The sequence below is a fragment of the Nonomuraea cypriaca genome, assembly GCF_015645445.1.
GTDB classification, from domain to species: Bacteria; Actinomycetota; Actinomycetes; order Streptosporangiales; family Streptosporangiaceae; genus Nonomuraea; species Nonomuraea cypriaca.
Genome location: NZ_JADOGI010000125.1, coordinates 1 through 23900, shown reverse-complemented (window position 1 = coordinate 23900; position 23900 = coordinate 1). Strand labels below are relative to the sequence as shown.

Genomic DNA, 23900 nt, shown 5'->3' with positions numbered 1-23900 from the left:
GGAGGATCAGAATGGACTGGATCACGATCATCAGCACCACGCTCAAGGCCGCGGTGGGCGTCGAGACGGTGCTGTACGGAATCGCCGCGATCGGCATCAACATCCACTTCGGCTACACCGGCCTGCTCAACTTCGGCCAGGCCGCCTTCATGGGTGTGGCCGGCTATGGCCTGGCGGTCACGGTGACCGTCCTCGGCCTGCCCTTCTGGCTCGGGATCATCGTCGGCCTCGTGGCCGCCGTGCTCCTGGCGATCCTGCTCGGCATACCGACGCTGCACCTGCGCGCCGACTATCTCGCCATCGTCACCATCGCGGCGGCCGAGATCGTCCGGCTCGTCTTCCGCTCGGTGCAGTTCAAGAGCGTCTTCGGCGGCTCGGACGGCCAGCGGGGCTTCACCGACGGCTTCTACGCACTCAACCCGTTCCCCGAAGGCGATTACGGCTTCAACCTCGGGCCCGTCCCGCTGTTCTTCAACCACCGCACGATGTGGGTGCTGGTGGTCGGCTGGCTGCTGATCGCGCTGTGCTGCTTCGTCGTCTACCTGCTGATGAAGAGCCCATGGGGCCGCGTGCTGAAGGCCATCCGCGAGGACGAGGACGCCGTGCGCAGCCTGGGCAAGAACGTGTTCTCGTACAAGATGCAGTCGCTGATCCTGGGTGGCGTCATCGGCTCTCTCGGCGGCTTCATCTACGGCCTGAGCTACGGGTCCGTGCAGCCCGACGTGTTCGGCACCGAGACCACCTTCTACATGTACACGATGGTCATCCTCGGCGGCGCGGCCCGTGTTCTGGGCCCCGTCATCGGCTCGATGCTCTTCTGGGTGCTGCTTGTCCTGCTCTACGGTGTTCTGTCCGAGGCGGTCGGCGCGGGGTACATCACGTTCATGGACACGAACCAGGTCGGTGCCATGCGCTGGATCATGGTCGGCCTCGGCTTGATCCTTTTGCTCGTCTACCGGCCACAGGGCATCTTCGGTGACAAGAGGGAGATAGCAATCGATGCACGCTGAGACCACGGGCACCGACCGCAAGGCCGCGGCGGTGGCCGTCTTCAAGGACCTGGCCCGCGAGCCCGGCGTGCCCAAGCCCGACCCGATCCTCGTGATCGACGACGTGGTGCGCCGCTTCGGCGGCCTCACCGCCGTCGACGTGCGCCACGTGGAGATCCAGCGAGGCTCCATCACCGCGCTGATCGGCCCCAACGGGGCAGGCAAGACGACGTTCTTCAACCAGCTCACCGGCTTCGACACGGCCGACTCGGGCTCGTGGACGTTCAACGACCGCGCCATGAACGGCGTTCCCGCGCACAAGGTCGCCAGGAAGGGCATGGTGCGCACGTTCCAGCTCACCAAGGCCCTGTCCAGGCTGACGGTGCTGGAGAACATGCGGCTGGGCGCCCAGCGGCAGAAGGGCGAGAACTTCTGGCGGGCCCTCATCCCCGGCGTCTGGCGCTCGCAGGAGGACGAGATCACGGCGCGGGCCGAGGAACTGCTCGCCCGGTTCAAGCTCGACACCAAGCGCGACGACTTCGCCGGGTCCCTGTCCGGCGGCCAGCGCAAGCTGCTGGAGATGGCCCGCGCGCTCATGGTCCAGCCCGAGCTCGTCATGCTCGACGAGCCGATGGCCGGTGTGAACCCGGCGCTGACCCAGTCGCTCCTCGGCCACGTCAAGGACCTGCGCGAGCAGGGCATGACGGTGCTCTTCGTGGAGCACGACATGGACATGGTGCGCGACATCAGCGACTGGGTGATCGTCATGGCGCAGGGCTCGGTCATCGCCGAGGGCCCGCCCTCGACGATCATGTCCGACGACCGCGTGATCGACGCCTACCTGGGCGCCCACCACGACGCGCCCCTGTCGGACAGCGACCTGGAGGCCCAGCTGCACGAGGCCGAGGCGGCGCTGGAAGCCGAGATCGAGGAGGAGACGCAGAAGTGAACGCCGTCCCAGAGTCGAGGCAGGCGGTCTCCGACCGCAGCGCGCACCTGGAGGGGGCCGCGGACGCCGTACTGCGGTGCGACGAGCTCATCGCGGGCTACCTGCCGGGCGTCAACATCCTCAACGGCTCCGACCTCTACGTCAAAGAGGGCGAGCTGATCGGCATCATCGGCCCCAACGGCGCCGGCAAGTCGACGCTGCTCAAGGCCATGTTCGGGCTGGTCACCATCCGCAGCGGCACGGTGGTGCTCAAGGGTGAGGACATCACGAACATGAAGGCGCACTCGCTGGTCTCGCGCGGCGTCGGCTACGTCCCGCAGAACAACAACGTCTTCCCCAGCCTCACCATCGAGGAGAACCTCGAGATGGGCGCCTTCCAGGTGCCGGGGAAGTTCAAGGAGCGCTTCGAGTTCGTGGCCGAGTTGTTCCCCGCGCTCAAGGAGCGGCGCAAGCAGCGCGCCGGATCCCTGTCCGGCGGTGAGCGGCAGATGGTGGCCATGGCCAGGGCCCTGATGACCGAGCCCTCGGTGCTGCTGCTCGACGAGCCGTCCGCGGGCCTGTCGCCGATGCTGCAGGACCTGGTGTTCATCCAGGCCCAGCAGATCAACAAGGCGGGTGTGACCGTGATCATGGTGGAGCAGAACGCGCGGCGCTGCCTGCAGATCTGCCACCGCGGCTACGTCCTCGACCAGGGCCGCAACGCCTACACCGGCACCGGCAGGCAACTCGCGGACGACCCCAAGGTCATCGAGCTCTACCTCGGCACGCTGGCGCGGGCGTAGGTTCGGCGATCCAGACGGCGAAGGGGCTCCCCCAGAGCCCCTTCGCCGTTCTTTAATGTCCGCTGTGAAACGTATTGCGACAACCGCGCTCCTGTTGACCGCCCTGCTCACCGCCTGCCAGGACGACGCCGCCTCGGCGCCGAAATACAGCACCGGCGGCGATCCCACCGACAGCCCGTGCGCACGCGTGGTCTCCGCCATAGGGTACGCCGGCCTCATGCTGGAACCGAAGGGCCAGGAGGACGGGCAGAACTTCGAGGACGCCCTGATCGGCCGTCTGGCGGAGGCCAGGGGGATCACGCTGGAGTTCGGCGACCGGCTGCCCGGCTCGCTGCGCCAGCCCGTCGAGACCGTCAAGACCACGACCGCGGGACTGTCCAGGAACGACGTGCCACGCGAGCGCCAGGTGGCGCTGCTCAAACGGTATCGGGTGGCCGCCGACGCGATCGTGGCCGGATGCGGATGACATGGGAAGGGCCCGGTCACGATGACCGGGCCCCGTCCCGCCGTCCTACTGCCGCGTACTAGCCGGCGATGTTGCCGGTACGGTACTCCAGCGCCTTGACCGGGTAGGTGTTGTCGTCGCCGTACTGGTAGATGCCGATGGTGGCGACGGCCGGGTCACCGGCCTCGTTGAACTCGACCGGGCCGCTGACGCCCTCGTAGTCGATGTCGGTGCCGGCCTTCTGCAGGTCGACGCACTCCTTGAACGACTTGCACTTCTCGCCGCCCTTGCTGACCTCGGCCAGCTTCGCGGCGATGTCCACGCCCGCGTCGCTCTTGGCGGCCTCGGCGGCCAGCGCGATCAGGTTCGCGGCGTCGTAGGACTCGGGGGCGTAGGTGAAGTCCGCGAGGTCCTTGTTGATCCCCATGAGGTTGTCCCGGAACTCCTCGGGAGACGCGGCACCGGGGTACGTGCCCTTGACGCCGTCAAGGGTGCCCTTCGGCAGGTCCTCGTAGTTGGTGTTCGACATGTTGCCGTCGACCATGTAGTACTGGTGCTTGCTGGCCGGCATGCCCTGCTTGGCCAGCTCGTTCACGATCTTGAGGGTCTCCTCGAAGCCGATCAGGACGATGCCCTTGGGGTTCGCCGCCTTCAGCTTGGCGACGTCGGCGGAGAAGTCGGCGGCCTTGGGGTCGTAGTCAATGCGCTCGACCACTTCGGCGCCGCCCTCGGTGACGGTCTTCTGCACCTGGTCGGCCAGGCCCGTGCCGTAGGAGTCCTGCATCGCCACGATGCCGACCGTGTCGTTGCCGTCGGCCACCACCAGGTCGCCCAGCACGCGGCCCTGCAGCTTGTCCGGCGGCGCGGTGCGGAAGTACAGGCCCTTGTCCTCGATCGTGGTGAACTTGTCCGAGGTGTTGGCCGGCGAGAAATGCACCACGCCCGCGCCAGTGATCTTGTCGATGACCGACTCCGACACCGACGAGGACGCGGCGCCGATGATGGCGTCCGCCTTCTGCGCCAGCAGCTTGTCCACCGACTGCGAGGCGATGTTCGTCGTCGTGTCACCCGAGTCGGTGTCGAACTTGGCAACGGGCTTGCCGAGCACGCCCCCAGCCTCGTTGATCTCCTTGAGCGCGAGATCGACACCGGCGAACTCGGGCGGGCCGAGGAAGGCGAGCGAACCGGTCTGGGGCAGCAGCGTGCCGAGGGTCAGCGTGCCATCACCCTTCGTCGCCGGTGCCGATGAGGCAGGCGCGGCACTCTGCGAGGTTTGTGTGGCGGTGTCGCCGCCGCCACCGCCGCAGGCTGTCAGAGCCAGGCTGGTGGCAGCCACGACAGCCAGCGCCCGCCCCACGGGAGCAATGCGGATCATGAAGTGTCTCCTTCATTCCAGGCCGGGATCCGTCAGCACCGCCGAGCGTTCCCGATCGAATGACGGAAACGTACAAAATACACACGGGTCCGAACCAGACATGCTGGGGAACTGTCGGTACTTGGATGCGGAGTCGTAACCAGTCCTCAACTTACGAGAGCTGCGATAGCACACTTATTGTGCGGTGAGTGAAGTGCCTTCCGCCAGCCCTGTCGATCGTGCTACTCCTCACGGGTTGCGGAGCCGGTCGCGGCTCGTCCCAGCCGCCCGTCACGCCCCCGTCCGGCGTCTCCGTCTCACTGGCGCAATGGCGTTCCGACGAAGCCGCGCACCGGCTCCAGGTGGCGGTCCGTAATACGAGCGAAACATCCGTACATTTCACCGACATTCAACTGGTCACGCCCTCCTTCACCACGCTGCCGCCGCGAGGGGCCGACGCGAGCATCGGACGGACCGACCGTACGGACCTCCCCATCCCCTACGGCGCCGCCAACTGCACCCCCGGCCGCCTCCCCGAGGTGCGCCCGGCCACCGTCGTGGCACACGTCAGCACCGGCTCAGAGCCGCCACGCCGGGTCGTCTTCGACGTGCCGCACCCCGACCCGCTGCTCACCAGACTGCTACGCGACGAATGCTCCGAATACCTGATCAAGCAGACGGTGAGCATCGAATTCGGCCCCGAGTGGCGGCTCTCCGGCAAAGCCATGCGGGGCGACCTGATGATCACCCGCCGCGGCGCAGGCACGGTCACCGTAACCGGCATCGGCAGCACCACCCACTACATCGCCACCTCGGACCACCACCCGCTCGGCGTACTGAAGGCCGCCGAGCAGCGGATGGAGGCACCCGTCGAACTCACCCCCGGCAACTGCACCCCGCACGCGTTCGCCGAGGCCAAGAAGGCATTCCTGTTCCCCGTGCGGGCCAGCGTCGACGGAGGCGAAGAGCGGGTGATCATCGTCGTGCCGCCCAAGCCGCAGCAGGACCGCCTCATCGCGTACGCGCTCGAGGCATGCGGTCTGGGCGGGAACTGACGGTCACCTGACGCTTTGTCACGACCGCTCGGCGGTGTCGTCGATAACGATCTGAGCAACCTCCCGCATGCTCAACCGCCGGTCCATCGACGCCTTCTGGATCCACCTGAACGCCTGCGGCTCGCTCCAGCCGTGCTGCGCCATCAACTGCCCCTTGGCGCGCTCCACCAGCTTCCTGGTCTCCAGCCGCTCCGACAGGCTCGACACCTCAGCGGCCAGCGCCACCATCTCCTCATGCCGGCTGACCGCCATCTCGATCGCCGGCACCAGATCCGCCTTCGTGAACGGCTTGACCAGATAGGCCATCGCCCCCGCATCCCTGGCCCGCTCGACCAGGTCCCGCTGCGAGAAGGCGGTCAGGATCAGGCACGGGGCGATCCGCTCGGCCACGATCCGCTCGGCCGCGGAGATGCCGTCGAGCACGGGCATCTTGACATCCAGGATGACAAGGTCGGGCCTCAACTCGGCGGCCAGCCGGATCGCCTGCTCACCGTCCCCGGCCTCGCCCACCACGACGTAGCCGTCCTCCTGGAGCATCTCCTTGAGGTCAAGGCGGATCAGCGCCTCGTCTTCCGCGATCACTACTCGCCGCTGCGTACTCACGAGCAGAAGAGTACAGACGTCCGGTAGATTAGAGCCACGCCGGATCGATGTGGCCCCAGGTTGGGCTAAGCTTCGATCACGTGGTACCCAAGAGTCCGGACTTTTTCGGACACAAGCCCCGGTATTCCAACGGAAGAGAAAGCGGATTCAAAACCCGCACAGTGTGGGTTCGAATCCCACCCGGGGCACCAGCAAGCCGCCCGGTCTCTTCAGCCGGGCGGTTTTGTCGTACCCGGCAGCGATACTCTCCGCATGTACGATCTCGCTCTTCGTAGCCGAGCGCGACGCATGCTGGGGTGCGGACTGAGCATCAGCGAGGCGAGCCGGCAGATCGGCGTCAGCCCGGCGACCATCCGCCGGTGGCGCGACCGGCCGGTAGACGACTCCCCCATGACCGGTACCTGCCCCCGCTGTGCGTCGGTCCCCATGCCCCCTCTCCCGTCGGCAGTTACGCCTATCTGCTGGGCCTCTACCTCGGCGACGGCTGCATCACCTGGGTTGGTGACCGGGAAAAGCGCGTCTGGGCCTTGCGGATCATGTGCGCGGACAGTTGGCCCGGCCTCATCCAGGAATGCGTCGAGGCCCTCCGCGCGGTCCGGCCGACCAACAAGGTCCGCGTGATCCAGAGGCAGGGATGCAGCGACGTCAACTCCTACTCCAAGCACTGGCCGCACCTGTTTCCGCAGCACGGCTCCGGCAAGAAGCATGACCGCGCGATCGTGTTGGAGCGGTGGCAGCAGGAGATCGTCTCAGCGCATCCAGGACGGTTCGTCAGGGGTCTCATGCACTCCGACGGCTACCGCGGGCTGAATCGTGTGCGCCGCGACCTGCCCGGTGGTGTCCGCTGGTACGCCTATCCCCGCTACCTGTTCAAGAACGGGTCCTCCGACATTCTCGCCCTCTGCGGCGAGGCGCTCGACCTGCTCGGCGTCGCCTGGCGGTTCAACAAACGCACTGAGCTTTCCGTCGCCAGGCGGGAGGCCGTCGAGTTGCTCGATCTCTATGTCGGCCCCAAATACTGAGGCCGATGGCCGCTACCAGGGCACCGCTCCGTCGTCGTCGAAGAAGCCGCCTGTCGGGCCGTCCGGGCCGAGGGTGGCGAGTTCGACGATGACGGCGGCGCCCTCGGCGGCCGTGCGGGTGATGGTGAACGGCAGTCCCTTGGTGAAGTCGGTGGCGCAGGCTCCGGGGGCGGCGGCGTTGATGAGGATGCCGTCCTTGCGGAGTTCCTTGGCGTACTGGACGGTGAGCTGGTTGAGGGCGGTCTTGGACACCGGATACGTCGCGGAGCCCGGCAGCCCGGACATGTAGTGGCCGGGATCGGTGTGGTGGGCGAGGGAGCCGACGCCGCTGGAGACGTTCACGATGCGGCCCGCCGGTGACCGTCTGAGCAGAGGCAGCATGGCGTTGGTGACGAGGATGACGCCGATGACGTTCGTCTCGAGCACCTCCCGGACGGTGGCCGCCGGCGTGGCGCTGGGCGGCTCGCCGACAGGACCGGAGATGCCGGCGTTGTTGACCAGCACGTCGAGGCGGCTCAGCCGGGCGGCGGCGGCCTCGATGGTGGCCGGGTCGGTGACGTCAAGCACGACCGGCCGGACGTCGCAGCCCGCTGCCCGCAGCCGGGCGGCGGCCTGTTCGCCGCGGGCGCGGTCGCGTGAGCCCAGCAGCACCGTCATGCCGCGCTGGGCGAGTGCGGCGGCGATCTCGTATCCGATGCCTTTGTTCGCCCCGGTCACCAGGGCGGTGGTGTTCTCCGTCATGTCGGAAAGCACACCATCAGCGGCGGTCGCGAGACCAACACCGTCTGGGTCACGGGCAATACCGTGGAGGTATGGAAACGCGCGAGCTGGTCTACTTCGCCGCGGTCGCGGAGGAGTTGCACTTCGGGCGGGCGGCCGAGCGGCTGGGCATGGCGCAGCCGCCGCTGTCCAGGGCGATCCAGAAGCTGGAACGGCGGCTGGGGGTGGCGTTGTTCGACCGGTCGGGGCGCGGCGTCTCGCTGACTCCGGCGGGTGAGGTGCTGGCCAGGGAGGCGGCGAAGGTCCTCGACGCGGTGGCGGCGGCGACCGTGCGCACGCAGCGGGCGGGCCGGCCGGAGCCGCGGCTGGTCGTGGCGCTCAAGGGCGGTGGCGACGGTGGTCTGCTGCCGGACGTCCTCGCCGCCTACCGTGCGCATCCGGAGGCCGTGGAGGTGGATGTGGTGGTGTGCGCGGTGGCGGAGCGGGCGCGGATGTTGCGGGACGGCACGGCGGACGTGGCGTTCCTGCACACCCCGTACGAGGATCTGACGGGGTTCGACAGCGAGCCGTTGCGGGAGGAGGGCAGCGTGGCGATCATGCATCCGGATCACGCGCTGGCGGGGCGGCCCTTCCTGCGACTGGCGGACCTGGACGCGGATCCGACGCCCTGCTGGCCGGGTGCGCATCCGGACATCGGCGACGCGGCCACGCTGATGCAGCTGATCGCGCTGGGCCGGTTGGTCGCGGTGGCGCCGGTGTCGGTGAGCGACTACCTGCGCCGTGATCTGGTGGCTGTTCCTGTGGTGGACGGCGTGCCGACGACGGTGGTGCTGGCCTGGCCGGAGCTGACGCGGTCGCGGGCACTGGCGGCGTTCGTGGACACGGCGGCGACCGTCGCGCGGCGCCACGCCTGCTCGCCTGCCGGCTGATCCGCGGGGCGCCACGCCTGCTGGCGGGCCGGCTGATCCGCCGGCAGGCGTCGGCGTTGCGGCTCGCCTGGCGCCCTTGGCCGCGCCGGGTCCGGAGAGGCATGCCATGTCACTTAACGACACAAAGCGGTTACGGACAGCTTTCGCGGGGAATGGGCGTCTCAAGGTTGATGAAGTCGGGGGTGGGCGGCATGCCGTTGAGCGTGGCGGATCGGGAGGCGTTCCTGGCGGAGTCGCACATCGCGAGCCTGGCCGTGGAGACGGGCGAGGAGCGGGCGCCGCTGAACGTGCCCGTCTGGTACGACTACAGCCCCGGTGGCGAGGTCCGCTTCCTGACGGACGGCGACTCGCGCAAGGCCAGGCTGATCGCGAAGGCGGGCAGGTTCTCGTTGCTGGTGCAGCGGGCGAGCCCGACCTACCGGTACGTGTCGGTGGAGGGGCCGGTCGTGCGGTCCGCGCCCACGACGTGGGAGGAGCTGACCCGCATCTCCGCCCGCTACCTGCTGCCGGACGCCGCCGAGGGCTACGTGCAGGGCTCCGACCTCGACGTGCTGGTGACGTTCAGGATGCGGCCTGAACACTGGCTGTCCGCCGACCTGGGCGCTCTGGGCTGACCCGGGGAACGGTATTTTTGGGCCCGTGACTGCTTTCGATCCCACCTCGACCGGCGCGTTCGGCGCCGGCCTCGCGACCATCGCCGCCGACGGCACCGTGCTCGACACCTGGTTCCCCGCCCCCGAGTTGGGCGACGCGCCCCACCCGGGCACCCGGCGGCTGTCCGCCGGTGAGGCCGGTGAGCTGGCCTCGCCCGCGGGCCAGGACGCGGCGCGGGGGGTGGAGGTGGTGGCGGTGCGCACCGGCATCGCCAAGCTCTCCGAGGCGCCCGTCGACGCGCACGACGCCTACCTTCGGCTGCACCTGCTCTCCGCGCGCCTGGTCAGGCCGCACGACGTCAACCTGGACGGCATCTTCGGCCTGCTGGCCAACGTCGTCTGGACGAACTTCGGCCCGTGCCCGGTGCCCGGCTTCGAGCAGACGCGCCTGCGGCTGCGGGCCAGGGGCGCGGTGACGGTGTACGGCGTGGACAAGTTCCCGCGCATGGTGGACTACGTGCTGCCGTCGGGGGTGCGCATCGCGGACGCCGACCGGGTGCGGCTGGGCGCGCATCTGGCCAGTGGCACCACGGTCATGCACGAGGGGTTCGTGAACTTCAACGCCGGCACGCTCGGCGCCTCGATGGTGGAGGGCCGCATCTCGGCCGGTGTGGTGGTCGGGGACGGCTCCGACGTGGGCGGCGGCTCCTCGATCATGGGTACGCTGTCGGGCGGCGGCAAGCAGGTCATCTCCATCGGCGAGCGTTGCCTGCTGGGCGCGAACGCGGGCCTCGGCATCTCGCTGGGTGACGACTGCGTGGTGGAGGCGGGCCTGTACGTCACGGCGGGCACGAAGGTCGCCCTGCCGGACGGCACGCTGGTCAAGGCCGCCCAGTTGTCTGGCTCCAACGGCATCCTGCTGCGCAGGAACTCCCAGTCGGGCGCGGTGGAGGTGGTGCCCCGCACGGGCACGGGCATCGAGCTCAACGCGGCCCTGCACACCAACTGAGCCCTCGCGGCATGCCTCCGGCGAGCAGCCAAGGCCCGTGTGAGCAGCCGGCCACGCCAAGCCGGTGAGCCGCCACGGACAAGGTTTACGAGGAGCCACGGCGAGGGCCCACGGGGCGCTCCGTTACGGCCGCTGACCACTGAAGGGTCAGCGGCCGTTTCCTGGAGGGCCGTCAGCCGCCGGCGGCGGGTGGCTGCCCGTGCGAAGCGTAAAAGAAGATTGAGCTCAATGCACGTGGGAGACGGCGGAACCGATCGTGTGGACGCGCAGGGCGTTGGTGGAGCCCGGGGTCCCGGGAGGGGAGCCGGCCACGATGACGACCTTGTCGCCCTTCTCCAGCCGCCCCAGCGACAGCAGCGAGGCCTCCACCTGCCGCACCATGTCGTCCGTGTGGTGCACGAACGGCACGTGGAACGTCTCCACGCCCCACGTCAGCGACAGCTGCCCCCGCACGTGCGGGGAGGACGTGAACGCCAGCAGCGGGATCGGCGACCGGTAGCGGGCCAGCCGCCGCGCGGTCTCCCCCGACATCGTGAACGCGATCAGCGCCTTGGCCCCCACGATGGCGCCCACCTCGGCCGCGGCCCGCGCGATCGCGCCGCCGGTGGTCTCCGGCATGCGCTCCAGGTGGTGCGTGGCGTGCAGGGAGGACTTCTCGGCGGCGCACGCGATGCGGTCCATCGTGGCGACGGCCTCGATCGGGTAGCTGCCGACGGAGGTCTCACCGGACAGCATGACCGCGTCGGCGCCGTCCATGACCGCGTAGGCGACGTCGGAGGCCTCGGCACGGGTGGGGCGCGGGGAGCTCATCATCGAGTCGAGCATCTGGGTGGCGACGATGACCGGGCGGGCCTTCTCGCGGCACAGCTCGATGATGCGCCGCTGCACGATCGGCACCTGCTCCAGCGGCAGCTCGACGCCGAGGTCGCCGCGGGCCACCATGATGCCGTCGAAGGCCTCGATGATGTCGGGGAGGCGGTCGACGGCCTGCGGCTTCTCGATCTTGGCGAGCAACGGCAGGCGCACGGCCTCCTGCTCCATGATGTTGCGCACCACGTCGGCGTCGGACGGGCGGCGGACGAACGACAGGGCGATCATGTCGCAGCCGGTGCGCAGCGCCCAGCGCAGGTCGGTCTCGTCCTTGTCGGTCAGCGCGGGCGCGCTGACGTTGATGCCGGGCAGGTTGAGGCCCTTGTTGTCGGAGATCATGCCGCCGATGACGACGCGGGTGACGATGCGCTCACCGTCGACGCGGGTGGCCTCGAGCACGAGGCGGCCGTCGTCGACCAGGATCGTGTCACCGGGGCGCACGTCGCTGGGCAGGCCCTTGTAGGTGGTGGAGACCTGCTCGCGGTCGCCTGGCACGTCTTCGGTGGTGATGGTGAAGACGTCGCCGAATCCCAGCCGGACGGGGCCTTCCTCGAACGTGCCGACCCGGATCTTGGGGCCCTGCAGGTCGGCGAGCACACCTACACCGCGGCCGAGGTCGGCCGCCACCTCCCGGACACGGTCGTAAACCTCTCTGTGCATGTCATGGTTGCCATGACTGAGGTTGAACCGGGCCACGTCCATGCCTGCGGCGATCAACTCGTGCAGGCGTTCTTTGGACGACGTGGCGGGACCTAGGGTGCAGACGATTTTCGCGCGGCGAGTCACGAGTCCTACCTTAATTGGTACAGACCACTTGGCAGTCACTGACGACGGAGAACGTACCCGGCGTAGGAGAACAGCACGAGAACGGCCACCCCCAGACGTGCCAAGTTCGTGTACTCCTCAGGGTAGATGACACCCTCGATGTAGTGGTCGATGAAACCGCTGGCGGGGAGCCCTGCCAGCCCCGCCTGACGGCGGCCCCAGTCCTCGGCGAGGGTGAGGGGGCACTCGACGCCGGTGACGACGGAAAGCACGCCCCAGCAGGCGACGGCGAGGTGCGCGAAGATCGTACGCCGCCACCGCCAGGCCAGGAATCCGCCCACGGCCAGGTAGCTGAGAAACAGGAAGTGCACCACCATCGCGATGTCCGCGATGAAGCGATACATCATGGTTCGAAGGTAGCCGCCTTCCAGGCGTCCACGATGCCGTGGCCGTAGAAACCGTTACGCGATTGCTCTCCTTGGCAGTCGTGCGTCACGCTCTGGCCGTAGGACTTGTAGACGTACCCGCGGGGTGACGGGCAGGACCTCCGGTCGGCGCTCTTGTAGAGCAGGTCCTCGACGGTGGCGGGGGCGAGCGCGAGCCCGCCGGGGCCCGGCTTGCCGAAGCGGCTGATCAGGATGGCGGCGACGCCGGTGGCGTGCGGGGCGGCCATGGAGGTGCCGTCGAGGTACTGGTAGTAGGAGCAGGCGCCGCGCTCGCAGTCCTGTACGACGTCCGCGCCCTTGGGCTTGCCCGAGGAGTCGATCCGCCCGGTGGCGCGCAGCACGTGCTCCGGCGCGGCGGCCAGGATCGAGCGGGTGACCTTGGCGTCCACGCCGTCGAGCACGTCGCCGCCCGGCGCGGCCAGGTCGGTCTGCTCGATGCCGTAGTCGCTGTAGATGGCCTTGCGCCCGGACGGGCCGACCGCGGAGACGGAGATGACGCCGTCGGACTCGGCGGGCACGTTGATGCACGAGTTGTCGACCTGGCGGGTCTTCTCGTCGCCTCGCGGGTAGCCGGGGCTGGCCTTGTCGACCTTGGGCGCGCCGAGATCGGTGGAGCCGTTGCCGAGGGCGGAGATGATCGTGACGCCCTTCCCGCGGGCGTAGTCGAGGGCGCGCTGCATGCCGGTGATGACGGCCTGCTGTTCGAGTTGCTGCTTCTTGGTGTCGGACTTGTTGGACTTGCAGTTGAACAGCCAGGGATCGACGAAGTAGCTCATGTTCACGACGTCCACGCCGATGTCGGCGGCGTAGGTCAGCGCGTCGAGGCTGGGCTTGAGGAAGAAGAACCCGGAGTCCTGCCCGGCCCTGATGTTCACGAGCTGCACGCCGGGCGCGACTCCGGCGATGCCGATGCCGTTGATCGGAGAGGCGATGGTGCTGGCCACGTGGGTGCCGTGGCCGTCGTCGTCCTCGTCGATGGGGTCCTTGCAGCCGGCGGCCTCGCAGGGGCCGTCGAGCGTCTCGCCGTACTCGTCCTTGGGGCGGTCGGTGACGAAGTTGCGGCTCAGCTGGCGGTTGAAGTTGGGGGCGATGTCGGGGTGCTTGCCGTCGATGCCGGTGTCGATGACGCCGACCAGCACCTGTTTGGTGCCGGGCGCCTTGGCGTGCGCCCGGTCCGCACCGATCATCCGCATGTCCCACTGGCGGCCGGCGAGCGGTTCCGCCGGGCTGTCGTCCTTGAACGACGACGCGTCGGGAAAGCCCCTGGACCCGGTGGCACGGCCGCCCGCGGCGAAGCCGATGCTCCGGTCCGGGGACACGCCGACGATGGCCTGGCTGGCGCCCAGGTCGTTCACGAAGGCGTCGCCGGCGCCCTTGGCCAGGACGTACCCGAGCCTGGAGTCCTGGCCCACCGTGGCGCCGCCCGCGTCCGCCACGGCCTCCAGCGCCTGGGACTGCTTGCCCTGGGCGTAGAAGACGAGGTACTCGGCCTGGGGCCGGGTGGCGGATTTTCCTGGGTTCGAGGGCGCGCAGGCGGCGCCCGCCAGGAGGGCCAGCGCCACCAATCCAGAGGTGACCCGCCGCATGCTTCCCCCCGATTCGCCGAGCTGCCGCAGAGTCTGCATGTTCCCGACACTAATCGGGTGATGCAACTTAATGATGAAATTTCGGTCCATGGCGGGCTAAGCGGACCTATTTCGGGGCCCGCTTCGGCTCAGGTCGCGGCCCGAAAGCGCCCGCCGCACGGGCGGGCGCTTCGGGTCGCCGGTCAGCGGGTGAGGTCGATCTCAGCGCCGCCGAAGACGACCTGACGAGGCATCGGCCGCGCCAGGAAGTCGTGCGGGAAGCCCAGCTCCACCCGGCTCGCCTCGGCCAGCGTGGCCAGGTGCTCGTCGGTGAACCGCACGTCGAGCGCCTTCAGGTTGTCCTCCAGCTGCGCCGGCGTACGAGCTCCCACGATCGGGGCCGTCACGGCGGGGTTGACGGTCGTCCAGGCCAGCGCGACCTGCGACGGCGTCACGCCCATTTCGCCGGCGATCCGCTTGACCACCTCGGCGATGTCCAGCGCCCGCTCGGTCAGCGCCCCGTTGGCCGCGGCGACGTTCTTGCGGGTCCCGGCGGGGTCGGACGTGCCGTCTCCCACGTCGAGGTCGGCCCGGCTGTACTTGCCCGTCAGCACCCCGCTGGCCAGCGGCGACCACGGGATGACGCCCAGCCCCATCTCACGCGCCATGGGGATGAGGTCGCGCTCCACCGTGCGCTCCACGAGGCTGTACTCGATCTGCAACGCGATCAGCGGCGCCCAGCCCCGCAGCCCGGCGATGGCCTGCATGCGGGAGACCTGCCAGGCGGGCGTGTCGGAGATGCCCGTGTAGAGCACCTTGCCCGCCGTGACGAGGTCGTCCATGGCGCGCAGGACCTCCTCGACCGGGGTGGTGAAGTCCCAGGCGTGCAGGTAGAGCAGGTCGATGTGGTCGGTGTTCAGCCTGCGCAGGCTCGTCTCCACCGACTGGACCATGCTCTTGCGGTGGTTGCCGCCGGAGTTCGGGTCGCCCTGGCGGCGCGCGGCGGTGTACTTCGTGGCCAGCACCAGTTGCTCGCGCCGCCCGGTCGCGAACTCGCCCACCAGGGTCTCCGAGGTGCCGTCGGTGTACTGGTTCGCGGTGTCGATGAAGTTGCCGCCGCGGTCCACGTACGTATCGAAGATCCGGCGCGACTCGTCCTTGTCCGAGCCCCAGCCCCAGTCGGTCCCGAACGTCATGGTTCCCAGCGACAGCGGCGAGACGCGCAGGCCGGAGCGGCCCAGCAGGCGATAGGTGTCAAGAGTCGTCATGTCATCGATGCTGCCGAGCGGGCACGGCGGCGGTAAGGGAAGACCCTTCATGGGACGGTGCGTCCTAGGATGAAGGGGATGAACACCGTGCAACAGACGCGCGAGTTGGCGGCCTTCCTCCGCACCCGCCGCGAACGCCTGGATCCCGGGGCGGTGGCGGTGCCCGCCCGCCGCGCGCACCGCCGCACTCCGGGGCTGCGCAGGGAAGAGGTCGCCGAGCTGGCCGGGGTCAGCGTCGACTACGTGACCCGCCTGGAGCAGGGCAGGGGCCCTGCGGCCCTCGCCGGAGGTGCTGGACGCGCTGGCCGGCGCGCTGCGGCTGAGCGCGGACGAACGGGCCTACCTGTTCGACCTGGCCGGGCAGAGAGCGTCCAGGCAGCCGCCCGCCACGGAGGAGGTGGGCCCGCTGGCCCGGCTCGTGCTGGACCTGTCGCCGCTGCCTGCCATGCTGATCAACCACCGCTTCGACATCCTGGCCTGGAACCCGGAGATGGCGGCGCTGATGCTGGACTTCGGCACGCTCCCGCCCGGGAAGCGCAACAGCATGTGGTTGTGCGTGCTTCACCCGGGGTTGCGCGAGTTCTACAGGACAGGGAGCGGACGCTGCGCGAGGGTATCGCGGACCTGCGGGTCGCGTGGGCGGTCCATCCCGACGACAAGGCGCTGTCCGGGCTGATCGACGAGCTGACGTCGGGCAGCGAGGAGGTCGCCCGCCTGTGGGCGCTGCGCGACGTCCGGGTGAACGGCCGGGGCGACAAGCGCCTGCGGCACCCCGTGGCGGGGCCGCTGACCGTCTCCTACGAGGTCCTGGCCCCGGTTCAGGCCCCTGACCAGCGGCTGGTCATCTACCGCGCCGCCGACCCCGATTCCCAGCGCGTGCTGGACGCCATCGCCGGCTGATCGCCGGGGCCGCCCGTGGACGGCCCCGGCGATCGCCGCTCACACCAGTGGCCGCGCGGTCGGCAGGATCGGGTACGGCAGCGCCGTCTCCCCGGTCAGGAACCGGTCCACGCCCGAGGCGGCGGCCCGGCCCTCGGCGATCGCCCACACGATGAGCGACTGCCCGCGGCCCATGTCGCCGGCCACGAAGACACCGTCGACCTTGGACATGTACGTCTTGTGGCGCGCCACGTTGCCCCTGGCGTCGTAGAAGCCGTCACCGGCGACCCCGGCCAGGTCCTCCAGCAGCGCGCCCTTCTCCGGCCCGAGGAAGCCCATGGACAGCGTGACCAGCTCGGCCGGGATCTCCCGCTCAGAGCCCGGGACCGGCTTGAACCCGGCCTGCGGCCCCTCGACCTCGACCAGCCGCAACGCCCGCACGTTGCCGTCGGCGTCCCCGACGAACTCCGTGGTGGACATGGCGTAGAGGCGCTCGCCGCCGCCCTCCGCCAGCTCCTCGTGGGCGCTCTCCATCTTGAACAGCATGGGGTACGTCGGCCACGGCTGGCTGCCTGGCCGCGTGGCGGGCGGCCGCGGCATGATCTCCAGCTGGATGACGGACGCGGCGCCCTGCCTGATCGCCGTGCCGATGCAGTCGGCGCCGGTGTCGCCGCCGCCGATCACCACCACGTGCTTGCCCTCGGCCGAGATCGGCGACCTGTCGAGGTCGCCCTCCTGGACCTTGTTGGACAGCGGCAGGTACTCCATGGCCTGGTGGACGCCCTTGAGCTCGCGCCCGATCGCCGGCAGGTCGCGCCACTGGGTGGCGCCGCCCGACAGCACCACGGCGTCGAACCGCTCGCGCAGCTCGGCGGCGGTGATGTCGACGCCGACGTTGACGCCGGTGCGGAACTCGGTCCCCTCGGCCCGCATCTGCGCGAGGCGGCGCTCGATGTGCCGCTTCTCCATCTTGAACTCGGGGATGCCGTAGCGCAGCAGGCCGCCGATCCGGTCGGCCCGCTCGAACACCACCACGTCGTGCCCGGCCCTGGTGAGCTGCTGCGCGGCGGCGAGCCCGGCGGGGCCCGAGCCGACGACCGCGACCTTCTTGCCGGTCTTGATCACCGGGGGCTGCGGGGTCACCCAGCCCTCGGCGAACGCCCGGTCGATGATCTCGACCTCGACGCGCTTGATCGCCACCGGGTCGGAGTTGATGCCGAGCACGCACGCCGCCTCGCACGGAGCCGGGCAGAGCCTGCCGGTGAACTCCGGGAAGTTGTTCGTGGCGTGCAGCCGCTCGATCGCCTCCCGCCAGTCGGTGCGGTGGACGAGGTCGTTCCACTCCGGGATGAGGTTGCCCAGGGGGCAGCCGTTGTGGCAGAACGGGATGCCGCAGTCCATGCAGCGGGCCGCCTGCCTGGTCAGCTTCTCCTGCGAGAAGTCCTGGTAGACCTCGCGCCAGTCGCTGATCCTGACGTCCACGGGGCGGCGCTCGGGCAGCTCCCGGTCGTGTGTGAGAAAACCCTTGGGGTCAGCCATCGGTGTACGCCTCCCTTAGCCCTGTACATGCTTGTGGAACGGTCGGACATCATGTCCAGATTCATGACGGCGGGTCATGCCTGCACCGCGGCGGACATGACCGCCTCGTCGATGTCCCTGCCTTCGATGCGGGCGGCCTCGGCTGCCTCCAGCACCCTCTTGTAGTCCGTCGGCATGATCTTGCCGAACCGGCCGAGCGCCTCGCTCCAGTCGGCGAGCAGCTGCTTGGCGACCGGCGAACCGGTCTCCGCGAAGTGCTTCTCCACCGTCTCCTTCAGGAACTCGGCGTCCTGCTCGGTGAGCGGCTCGATGGCGACCATCTCGCGGTTGACCCGCTCGGGCCGCAGATCGAGCAGGTACGCGACGCCGCCCGACATGCCGGCCGCGAAGTTGCGCCCGGTCTGGCCGAGCACGACCGCCCTGCCGCCGGTCATGTACTCGCAGCCGTGGTCGCCCACGCCCTCGACGACCGCCGTGGCGCCGGAGTTGCGTACACAGAACCGTTCGCCCACGACGCCGCGGATGAACGCCTCGCCGGACGTGGCGCCGTAGAGTGCGACGTTGCCGGCGATGATGTGGCCGTCGAGCGGGGCCTCCTCGTGCGGCCGGACGGTGATCCGCCCGCCGGACAGGCCCTTGCCGACGTAGTCGTTGGCGTCGCCGGTCAGCCTCAGCGTGATCCCGCGCGGCACGAACGCGCCGAACGAGTTGCCGGCCGAGCCGGTGAAGCTGATGTCGATGGTGTTGTCGGGCAGGCCCTTGCCACCGTGGCGCTTGGTCACCTGGTAGCCGAGCATGGTGCCGACCGTGCGGTTGACGTTGCGGATGGGCAGGTCCAGCGTCACCGGGGTGCCCTCGTTGAGCGCCCCTTCCGCGAGCTGGATGAGGGTGTTGTCCAGCGCGTGCGCCAGGCCGTGGTCCTGCTCGACGATCCGGCGCAGCGCCGTCCCCGCGGGGAGCTCGGGCCGGTGCAGGATCGGCGACAGGTCGAGCCCGCCGGCCTTCCAGTGGTCCTCGGCCGCCGACATGTCGAGCATCTCGACGTGCCCGATCGCCTCGTCGAGCGAGCGGAAGCCCAGCTCGGCGAGGTATTCGCGGATCTCCTCGGCGATGAACTCGAAGAAGTTGACCACGAACTCGGGCTTGCCGGTGAACCGCTTGCGCAGCTCCGGGTTCTGCGTGGCGACGCCCACGGGGCAGGTGTCGAGGTGGCAGACCCGCATCATCACGCAACCGCTGACGACGAGGGGCGCGGTGGCGAAGCCGTACTCCTCGGCGCCGAGCAGCGCGGCGATGACGACGTCGCGGCCGGTCTTGAGCTGGCCGTCGACCTGGACGACGATGCGGTCGCGCAGGTCGTTCAGCAGGAGCGTCTGCTGGGTCTCGGCCAGGCCGAGCTCCCACGGCGCGCCCGCGTGCTTGAGCGACGTGAGCGGCGAGGCGCCGGTGCCGCCGTCGTGCCCGGAGATGAGCACCACGTCGGCGTGCGCCTTGGACACGCCCGCCGCGACCGTGCCGACACCGACCTCGGCGACCAGCTTCACGTGGACCCGGGACTCCGGGTTGGAGTTCTTCAGGTCGTGGATGAGCTGGGCCAGGTCCTCGATCGAGTAGATGTCGTGGTGCGGCGGCGGCGAGATGAGGCCGACACCTGGCGTGGAGTGCCGGGTCTTGGCGATCCACGGGTAGACCTTGTGGCCGGGAAGCTGGCCGCCCTCACCCGGCTTGGCGCCCTGGGCCATCTTGATCTGCAGGTCGGCAGCGTTCACCAGGTATTCAGAGGTGACGCCGAACCGGCCTGAGGCCACCTGCTTGATGGCGCTGCGGCGGGCGGCGTCGTAGAGCCGCTCGGGGTCCTCGCCGCCCTCGCCGGTGTTGGACTTGCCGCCGAGCCGGTTCATCGCGATGGCGATCGTCTCGTGCGCCTCCATCGAGATCGAGCCGTACGACATCGCGCCGGTGGAGAACCGCTTGACGATCTCCGAGGCCGGCTCGACCTCCTCGATCGGGATGGACCGCCCCTCGCGCAGCTTGAACAGGCCGCGCAGGGTCATCAGCCGCTCCGCCTGGGAGTCCACGAGGCTCGTGTACTCCTTGAAGATCTCGTAGCGGCGGGTCCTGGTGGCGTGCTGCAGCTTGAAGACGGTCTCGGGGTTGAACAGGTGCGGCTCGCCCTCGCGCCGCCACTGGTACTCGCCGCCGACCCGGAGCCTGCGGTGGGCGTTCTCCACGCGCGGGTAGGCGTGGCGGTGACGCTCCTCGCTCTCCCTGGCCAGCACGTCGAACCCGACGCCGCCCAGACGCGAGGTGGTGCCGGTGAAGCAGGAGTCGATGACCTCCTGGCTCAGGCCGAGCGCCTCGAAGATCTGCGCGCCGGTGTAGGAGGCCACCGTCGACACGCCCATCTTGGACATGACCTTGATGACGCCCTTGCCGTACGCCTTGATCAGGTTGCGTACGGCCTTGCGCTTGCCGATCGGCAGCGCGCCGGTGTCGACCAGGTCCTCGACGGTCTCGATCGCGAGGTACGGGTTGACCGCGCCGGCGCCGTAGCCGATGAGCAGCGCCATGTGGTGGCACTCACGGGCCTCGCCGGTCTCGACGACCAGGCCGATCTTGGTGCGCGTCTTCTCCTGGATCAGGTGGTGGTGCACCGCGCCGGTCAGCAGCAGCGACGGGATCGGTGCCAGCGTCTCGGAGGAGCCGCGGTCGGACAGCACCAGGATGCGGGCGCCGTTGGCGATCGCCTGGGACGCCTCGGCCCTGATCTCGGCCAGGCGGCGCAGCATCGCCTCGCCGCCGCCTGCGACGTCGTAGAGGCCGCTGATGACGTGCGGATCGAAGCCCGGCAGGTCGCGCTCGTCGTTGATGTGGATGATCTTGGCGAGCTCGTCGTTGTCGATCACCGGGTACGGCAGCACGAGCTGACGGCACGACGACGGCCCCGGGTTGAGCAGGTTGCCCTCGGGCCCGATGGTACTGGCCAGCGAGGTGACCAGCTCTTCGCGGATGGCGTCCAGCGGCGGGTTCGTGACCTGCGCGAACAGCTGCGTGAAGTAGTCGAACAGGAGCCGCGGCTTCTCGCTCAGCACGGCGACGGGCGTGTCGGTGCCCATGGAGCCGATCGGCTCGGCGCCGACGCGCGCCATCGGCGACAGGATGATGCGCAGCTCTTCCTCGGTGTAGCCGAAGGTCTGCTGCCGCCTGACGAGCGCCTCGTGGGTGGGGATCTCGCGCTGGCGCGCCGGCAGCTCCTCGAAGCGTACGAGCCCGGCGTGCAGCCAGTCCTCGTACGGCAGCTCGGCGGCCAGCTCGGCCTTGATCTCGTCGTCCTCGATGATCTTGCCGCGGGCGGTGTCGATGAGGAACATCCGGCCGGGCTGCAGCCGGCCCTTCCTGACCACGTCCTCGGGCTTGAAGTCGAGCACCCCGGCCTCGGAGGCCAGCACGACCAGGCCGTCGGCGGTCACCCAGAAGCGTCCGGGGCGCAGGCCGTTGCGGTCGAGCACGGCGCCCGCCACGGTGCCGTCGGTGAACGTGATCGACGCCGGGCCGTCCCACGCCTCCATCAGCGAGGAGTGGAACTCGTAGAAGGCCCTGCGGGCGGGATCCATCTCGGTGTGGTTCTCCCACGCCTCGGGGATCATCATCAGCACCGCGTGCGGCAGGCTCCGGCCGCCGATGTGGAGCAGCTCGAGAGCCTCGTCGAAGCTGGCGGTGTCGCTGCCATCCGGGTCACAGATCGGGAAAAGTCGCGAAATTTCGCCCGGGATGTGGGCGGACTTCAGCATCGCCTCACGGGCCCGCATCCAGTTGCGGTTGCCCTTGACCGTGTTGATCTCGCCGTTGTGGGCGATGTAGCGGTAGGGATGCGCCAGCGGCCAGCTGGGGAAGGTGTTGGTGGAGAACCGCGAGTGCACCAGCGCGATCGCGCTCTCGTAACGCTCGTCGCTCAGGTCGGGGAAGAACGGCTCGACCTGCTCGGGCGTGAGCATGCCCTTGTAGACGATCGTCCTGGCCGACAGCGAAGGGAAGTAGACGTCCGCCTCGTGCTCGGCCCTCTTGCGCAGGCAGAACGCCAGCCGGTCCAGCTCCAGCCCCTCGCGCCCGTCCTGGGCTTCGACGAACAGCTGCGCGAAGTGCGGCATGACGGCCCGGGCGCTCGGCCCGGGCAGGGCGCGGTCGACGGGCAGCTCCCGCCAGCCGAGCACGGTGAGGCCCTCCTCGGCCGCGATCTCCTCGATGAGGCCGGTGGCGATCCGCCTGGCCTCCTCGTCGAACGGCAGGAAGGCGATGCCGGTGGCGTACGAGCCGGCCGGCGGCAGCGCGAACGGCATGCTCGCGCGGTAGAACCCATCGGGAATCTGCGTCAGGATCCCGGCGCCGTCGCCGGTGTCCGGCTCGCTACCCTTGGCCCCCCGATGATCAAGATTGCACAGCGCCGTCAGCGCCTTGACCACGATCCCGTGCCCGCGGCGACCCGCGACGTCGGCGACCATGGCGACACCGCAGGCATCATGCTCGTTGGCGGGGTGGTAGAGACCCTGGGGCTCGGGGAACCCGAGGTGGGCAGCAGGCATTTAATCCCTCCCGTCGTCATCGTCTGTCAAGAACTGCTCTACAGGCGGGGACGACGTTGGCCCTGCTGCATATCGTGGGTAGAGGTTACCGCACCCTGCCGGAATGGTGCCCGCCACGTCCGCATTGCGAACATTCGACCTGATCCCAGCATCCGAACTCGCTATCCCAAACCCCGGACGTACCCACCGAAATTCCCACGTAGACCCGCGATATGCGGCACAGATCTCGATTCGCGCGCTCCCGCCTACCCCACCATCCCCACCTGCGCCCTCCGATCCGTCGTCCCAGCCCGCTCCCCATCCCCACAACCCGGCCGGCCTTACCCTGCCGGGCGAAAAAACCACACCCCGCGACATCGCGACCCCAACGCGTTCCGGGATCCGGCGACGCCAGAACCGTCCGCGGCCGCTCACCGGATCGGACGGCACCAGAGGCGAGCGCGTGCCCAGCCGGGGAGCACGCCAAAGCAGGCGATACCCCGGTCGCGCGGACCCGTACGGCGTGAGCGGGGCCGGGCTGGAGGCGGCGGGAACGGTTCTGGGCGGTCGATAGGGTTGAACTATGGAGCGTGAAGGGGTGGAGCGCCTGCTCGGCAAGGCCGGGACCGACAGCAGGCGGTTGAGGCACGCGCTGACGCTCCTGTGCGAGGGCCGGTGGCGGACACTGACGGACCTGGTCAGGGAGACCGCCACGTCCAGGCGCACGATCGAGTCCCTGCTCCGCGAGCTCCCCCTGGAACACACCGGGGACACGTTCAGGGTCCCGCTCGGCCACACCCCCGACTACCAGGACCTCCTGGCCCTGGCGCCGGCTCCGGAAGACCCGGTGGCCCACCTCCTCCCCCACTACGCGCACGCCCTCGAGCGCCTCACCGATCTCATCGCCGCCGCCCCGCGCGCCCGCCACACGCTCGACCACGTCTCGGCCACGCCGGAAACCGTGCTGCGACGGGCTCTCCTGCTCGGCGCCCGCTTCTGGCTCCCCGGCGCGCGGCTGCTCTGCGTGGGAGACCACGACCTGACCTCGCTGGCCGTCAAGCTGGTCCACCCCGAGACGGACGTCACGGTGGTCGACGTCGACGATCGCATCCTGGCCCACATCGACGACCAGGACCTCGGCGTACGCACCTGCTGGTCCGACCTCCGGCTGGGCCTACCGGCCTCGGCGCGGGGCCACGACCTGGCTATCACGGATCCGCCGTACACGCCGGAGGGCATCAGCCTGTTCGTGGCCCGCGCGGTCGAGGGCCTGCGGGACGACGGCCGCGTCCTGCTGGCGTACGGCGCGAGCGAACGCACCCCCATGCTCGCCTTCAAGGTCCAGCAGAGCCTGTCGGACCTCAACCTCGCGTACGAAGCCATATATCCCGACTTCAACCGCTACTTCGGGGCGGAAGCCATCGGCTCCGCCGCCGACCTCTACATCCTCCGCCCCACCACCAAGACCCACCCTGCCGTGAGCTCCCGCCTGAGCCGCACGACAACCGCCATCTACACCCAGGGCCCCCAGTCCATCGAATCCACCCAGCCCTCAGTCC

General features: G+C 69.4%; 20 protein-coding genes, 1 tRNA gene and 3 pseudogenes. 14 read left to right on the top strand and 10 right to left on the bottom strand.

The features are described from left to right. Positions 1–11: 11 nt before the first annotated feature. The 4 genes from ITP53_RS33475 (at position 12) to ITP53_RS33460 (ending at position 3186) form a co-directional block, all read left to right on the top strand. Positions 12–1010 (top strand): branched-chain amino acid ABC transporter permease, encoded by a 999-nt coding sequence (locus tag ITP53_RS33475; RefSeq protein ID WP_195899458.1) that lies wholly within the window; start codon positions 12–14, stop codon positions 1008–1010. Continuing rightward, the gene (locus tag ITP53_RS33470; protein ID WP_195899457.1) at positions 1000–1938 is read left to right on the top strand and encodes an ABC transporter ATP-binding protein; all 939 of its coding nucleotides are present in this window, start codon (positions 1000–1002) and stop codon (positions 1936–1938) included. Before ITP53_RS33475 ends, ITP53_RS33470 begins: the two co-directional genes overlap by 11 nt. Further along, entirely contained in the window at positions 1935–2720 is a 786-nt protein-coding gene (locus ITP53_RS33465) for an ABC transporter ATP-binding protein (protein ID WP_195899456.1), read from the top strand. The genes ITP53_RS33470 and ITP53_RS33465 overlap by 4 nt, the downstream gene beginning before the upstream one ends. A gap of 64 nt (positions 2721–2784) precedes the next feature. Beyond that, a complete protein-coding gene (locus ITP53_RS33460) occupies positions 2785–3186 on the top strand; it encodes a hypothetical protein (RefSeq protein ID WP_195899455.1) in 402 nt (133 codons plus the stop codon). 58 nt (positions 3187–3244) lie between these two features. Here the strand turns inward: ITP53_RS33460 and ITP53_RS33455 are convergent, their stop codons facing one another. Next, a complete protein-coding gene (locus ITP53_RS33455; RefSeq protein ID WP_195899454.1) occupies positions 3245–4540 on the bottom strand; it encodes an ABC transporter substrate-binding protein in 1296 nt (431 codons plus the stop codon). 188 nt (positions 4541–4728) lie between these two features. Here ITP53_RS33455 and ITP53_RS33450 point away from each other — a divergent pair, with 188 nt between their 5' ends. Continuing rightward, positions 4729–5574: a putative periplasmic lipoprotein gene (locus ITP53_RS33450; protein WP_195899453.1), complete on the top strand. Its 846-nt coding sequence runs from the start codon at positions 4729–4731 to the stop codon at positions 5572–5574. A gap of 18 nt (positions 5575–5592) precedes the next feature. On the opposite strand, the gene ITP53_RS33445 is transcribed toward ITP53_RS33450, so the two are convergent. Beyond that, positions 5593–6177 carry an ANTAR domain-containing response regulator gene (locus ITP53_RS33445; protein ID WP_328816585.1) on the bottom strand — a complete coding sequence of 195 codons (585 nt, stop codon included), beginning with the start codon at positions 6175–6177 and terminating at the stop codon, positions 5593–5595. A 115-nt stretch (positions 6178–6292) separates the two neighbouring features. On the opposite strand from ITP53_RS33445, the gene ITP53_RS33440 reads away from it, so the two are divergent. The 3 genes and pseudogenes from ITP53_RS33440 to ITP53_RS60530 all read left to right on the top strand — a co-directional run bounded on the left by ITP53_RS33440 (position 6293) and on the right by ITP53_RS60530 (position 7199). Beyond that, positions 6293–6368 (top strand) — tRNA-Leu (locus ITP53_RS33440). A 61-nt stretch (positions 6369–6429) separates the two neighbouring features. Further along, positions 6430–6510, top strand: a pseudogene (locus tag ITP53_RS61340) (hypothetical protein); the annotation flags it as partial. Positions 6511–6536: 26 nt separating this feature from the next. Next, positions 6537–7199: a transcriptional regulator gene (locus ITP53_RS60530; protein WP_328816583.1), complete on the top strand. Its 663-nt coding sequence runs from the start codon at positions 6537–6539 to the stop codon at positions 7197–7199. Between the two features lie 12 nt (positions 7200–7211). Here the strand turns inward: ITP53_RS60530 and ITP53_RS33430 are convergent, their stop codons facing one another. Next, on the bottom strand, positions 7212–7940 hold the full coding sequence (locus ITP53_RS33430; protein ID WP_195899452.1) for an SDR family oxidoreductase: 729 nt from the start codon (positions 7938–7940) through the stop codon (positions 7212–7214). 71 nt (positions 7941–8011) lie between these two features. On the opposite strand from ITP53_RS33430, the gene ITP53_RS59565 reads away from it, so the two are divergent. The 3 genes from ITP53_RS59565 (at position 8012) to dapD (ending at position 10450) form a co-directional block, all read left to right on the top strand. Beyond that, positions 8012–8848, top strand: a complete 837-nt coding sequence (locus ITP53_RS59565) for a LysR family transcriptional regulator (RefSeq protein ID WP_195899451.1) — start codon at positions 8012–8014, stop codon at positions 8846–8848. A 191-nt stretch (positions 8849–9039) separates the two neighbouring features. Continuing rightward, complete coding sequence (locus ITP53_RS33420) at positions 9040–9462, top strand: pyridoxamine 5'-phosphate oxidase family protein (RefSeq protein WP_195899450.1); 423 nt, start codon at positions 9040–9042, stop codon at positions 9460–9462. Between the two features lie 25 nt (positions 9463–9487). After that, positions 9488–10450 carry a 2,3,4,5-tetrahydropyridine-2,6-dicarboxylate N-succinyltransferase gene (gene dapD, locus ITP53_RS33415; RefSeq protein WP_195899449.1) on the top strand — a complete coding sequence of 321 codons (963 nt, stop codon included), beginning with the start codon at positions 9488–9490 and terminating at the stop codon, positions 10448–10450. Positions 10451–10675: 225 nt separating this feature from the next. Here the strand turns inward: dapD and pyk are convergent, their stop codons facing one another. From pyk to ITP53_RS33395, 4 genes are all read right to left on the bottom strand, one after another. Further along, positions 10676–12106 (bottom strand): pyruvate kinase, encoded by a 1431-nt coding sequence (gene pyk / locus ITP53_RS33410; RefSeq protein ID WP_195899448.1) that lies wholly within the window; start codon positions 12104–12106, stop codon positions 10676–10678. A gap of 35 nt (positions 12107–12141) precedes the next feature. Further along, positions 12142–12492, bottom strand: a complete 351-nt coding sequence (locus tag ITP53_RS33405) for a DUF2784 domain-containing protein (protein ID WP_195899447.1) — start codon at positions 12490–12492, stop codon at positions 12142–12144. After that, a complete protein-coding gene (locus ITP53_RS33400) occupies positions 12489–14156 on the bottom strand; it encodes a S8 family peptidase (protein ID WP_236051439.1) in 1668 nt (555 codons plus the stop codon). The genes ITP53_RS33405 and ITP53_RS33400 overlap by 4 nt, the downstream gene beginning before the upstream one ends. Before the next feature lie 143 nt (positions 14157–14299). Next, positions 14300–15364 (bottom strand): aldo/keto reductase, encoded by a 1065-nt coding sequence (locus ITP53_RS33395; protein ID WP_195899446.1) that lies wholly within the window; start codon positions 15362–15364, stop codon positions 14300–14302. 69 nt (positions 15365–15433) lie between these two features. Between ITP53_RS33395 and ITP53_RS61335 the strand changes: the two are divergent. After that, positions 15434–15580 (top strand): annotated as a pseudogene (locus ITP53_RS61335) (transcriptional regulator); the annotation flags it as partial. 123 nt (positions 15581–15703) lie between these two features. Here the strand turns inward: ITP53_RS61335 and ITP53_RS56310 are convergent. Continuing rightward, positions 15704–15910: a hypothetical protein gene (locus ITP53_RS56310; RefSeq protein WP_207756747.1), complete on the bottom strand. Its 207-nt coding sequence runs from the start codon at positions 15908–15910 to the stop codon at positions 15704–15706. Here ITP53_RS56310 and ITP53_RS56305 point away from each other — a divergent pair. Further along, positions 15810–16264: pseudogene (locus ITP53_RS56305) on the top strand (MmyB family transcriptional regulator). The gene ITP53_RS56310 and the pseudogene ITP53_RS56305 sit on opposite strands and share 101 nt — an antisense overlap. A 39-nt stretch (positions 16265–16303) precedes the next feature. Here the strand turns inward: ITP53_RS56305 and ITP53_RS33385 are convergent. After that, positions 16304–17782, bottom strand: coding sequence for a glutamate synthase subunit beta (locus ITP53_RS33385; RefSeq protein WP_195899445.1), 1479 nt, complete (start codon positions 17780–17782; stop codon positions 16304–16306). 74 nt (positions 17783–17856) lie between these two features. Then, positions 17857–22362, bottom strand: a complete 4506-nt coding sequence (gltB, locus tag ITP53_RS33380; protein ID WP_195899444.1) for a glutamate synthase large subunit — start codon at positions 22360–22362, stop codon at positions 17857–17859. A gap of 562 nt (positions 22363–22924) precedes the next feature. Here gltB and ITP53_RS33375 point away from each other — a divergent pair. Further along, positions 22925–23900 (top strand): bis-aminopropyl spermidine synthase family protein (locus ITP53_RS33375; protein WP_207756743.1); only part of this gene is annotated, 976 nt, incomplete at its 3' end.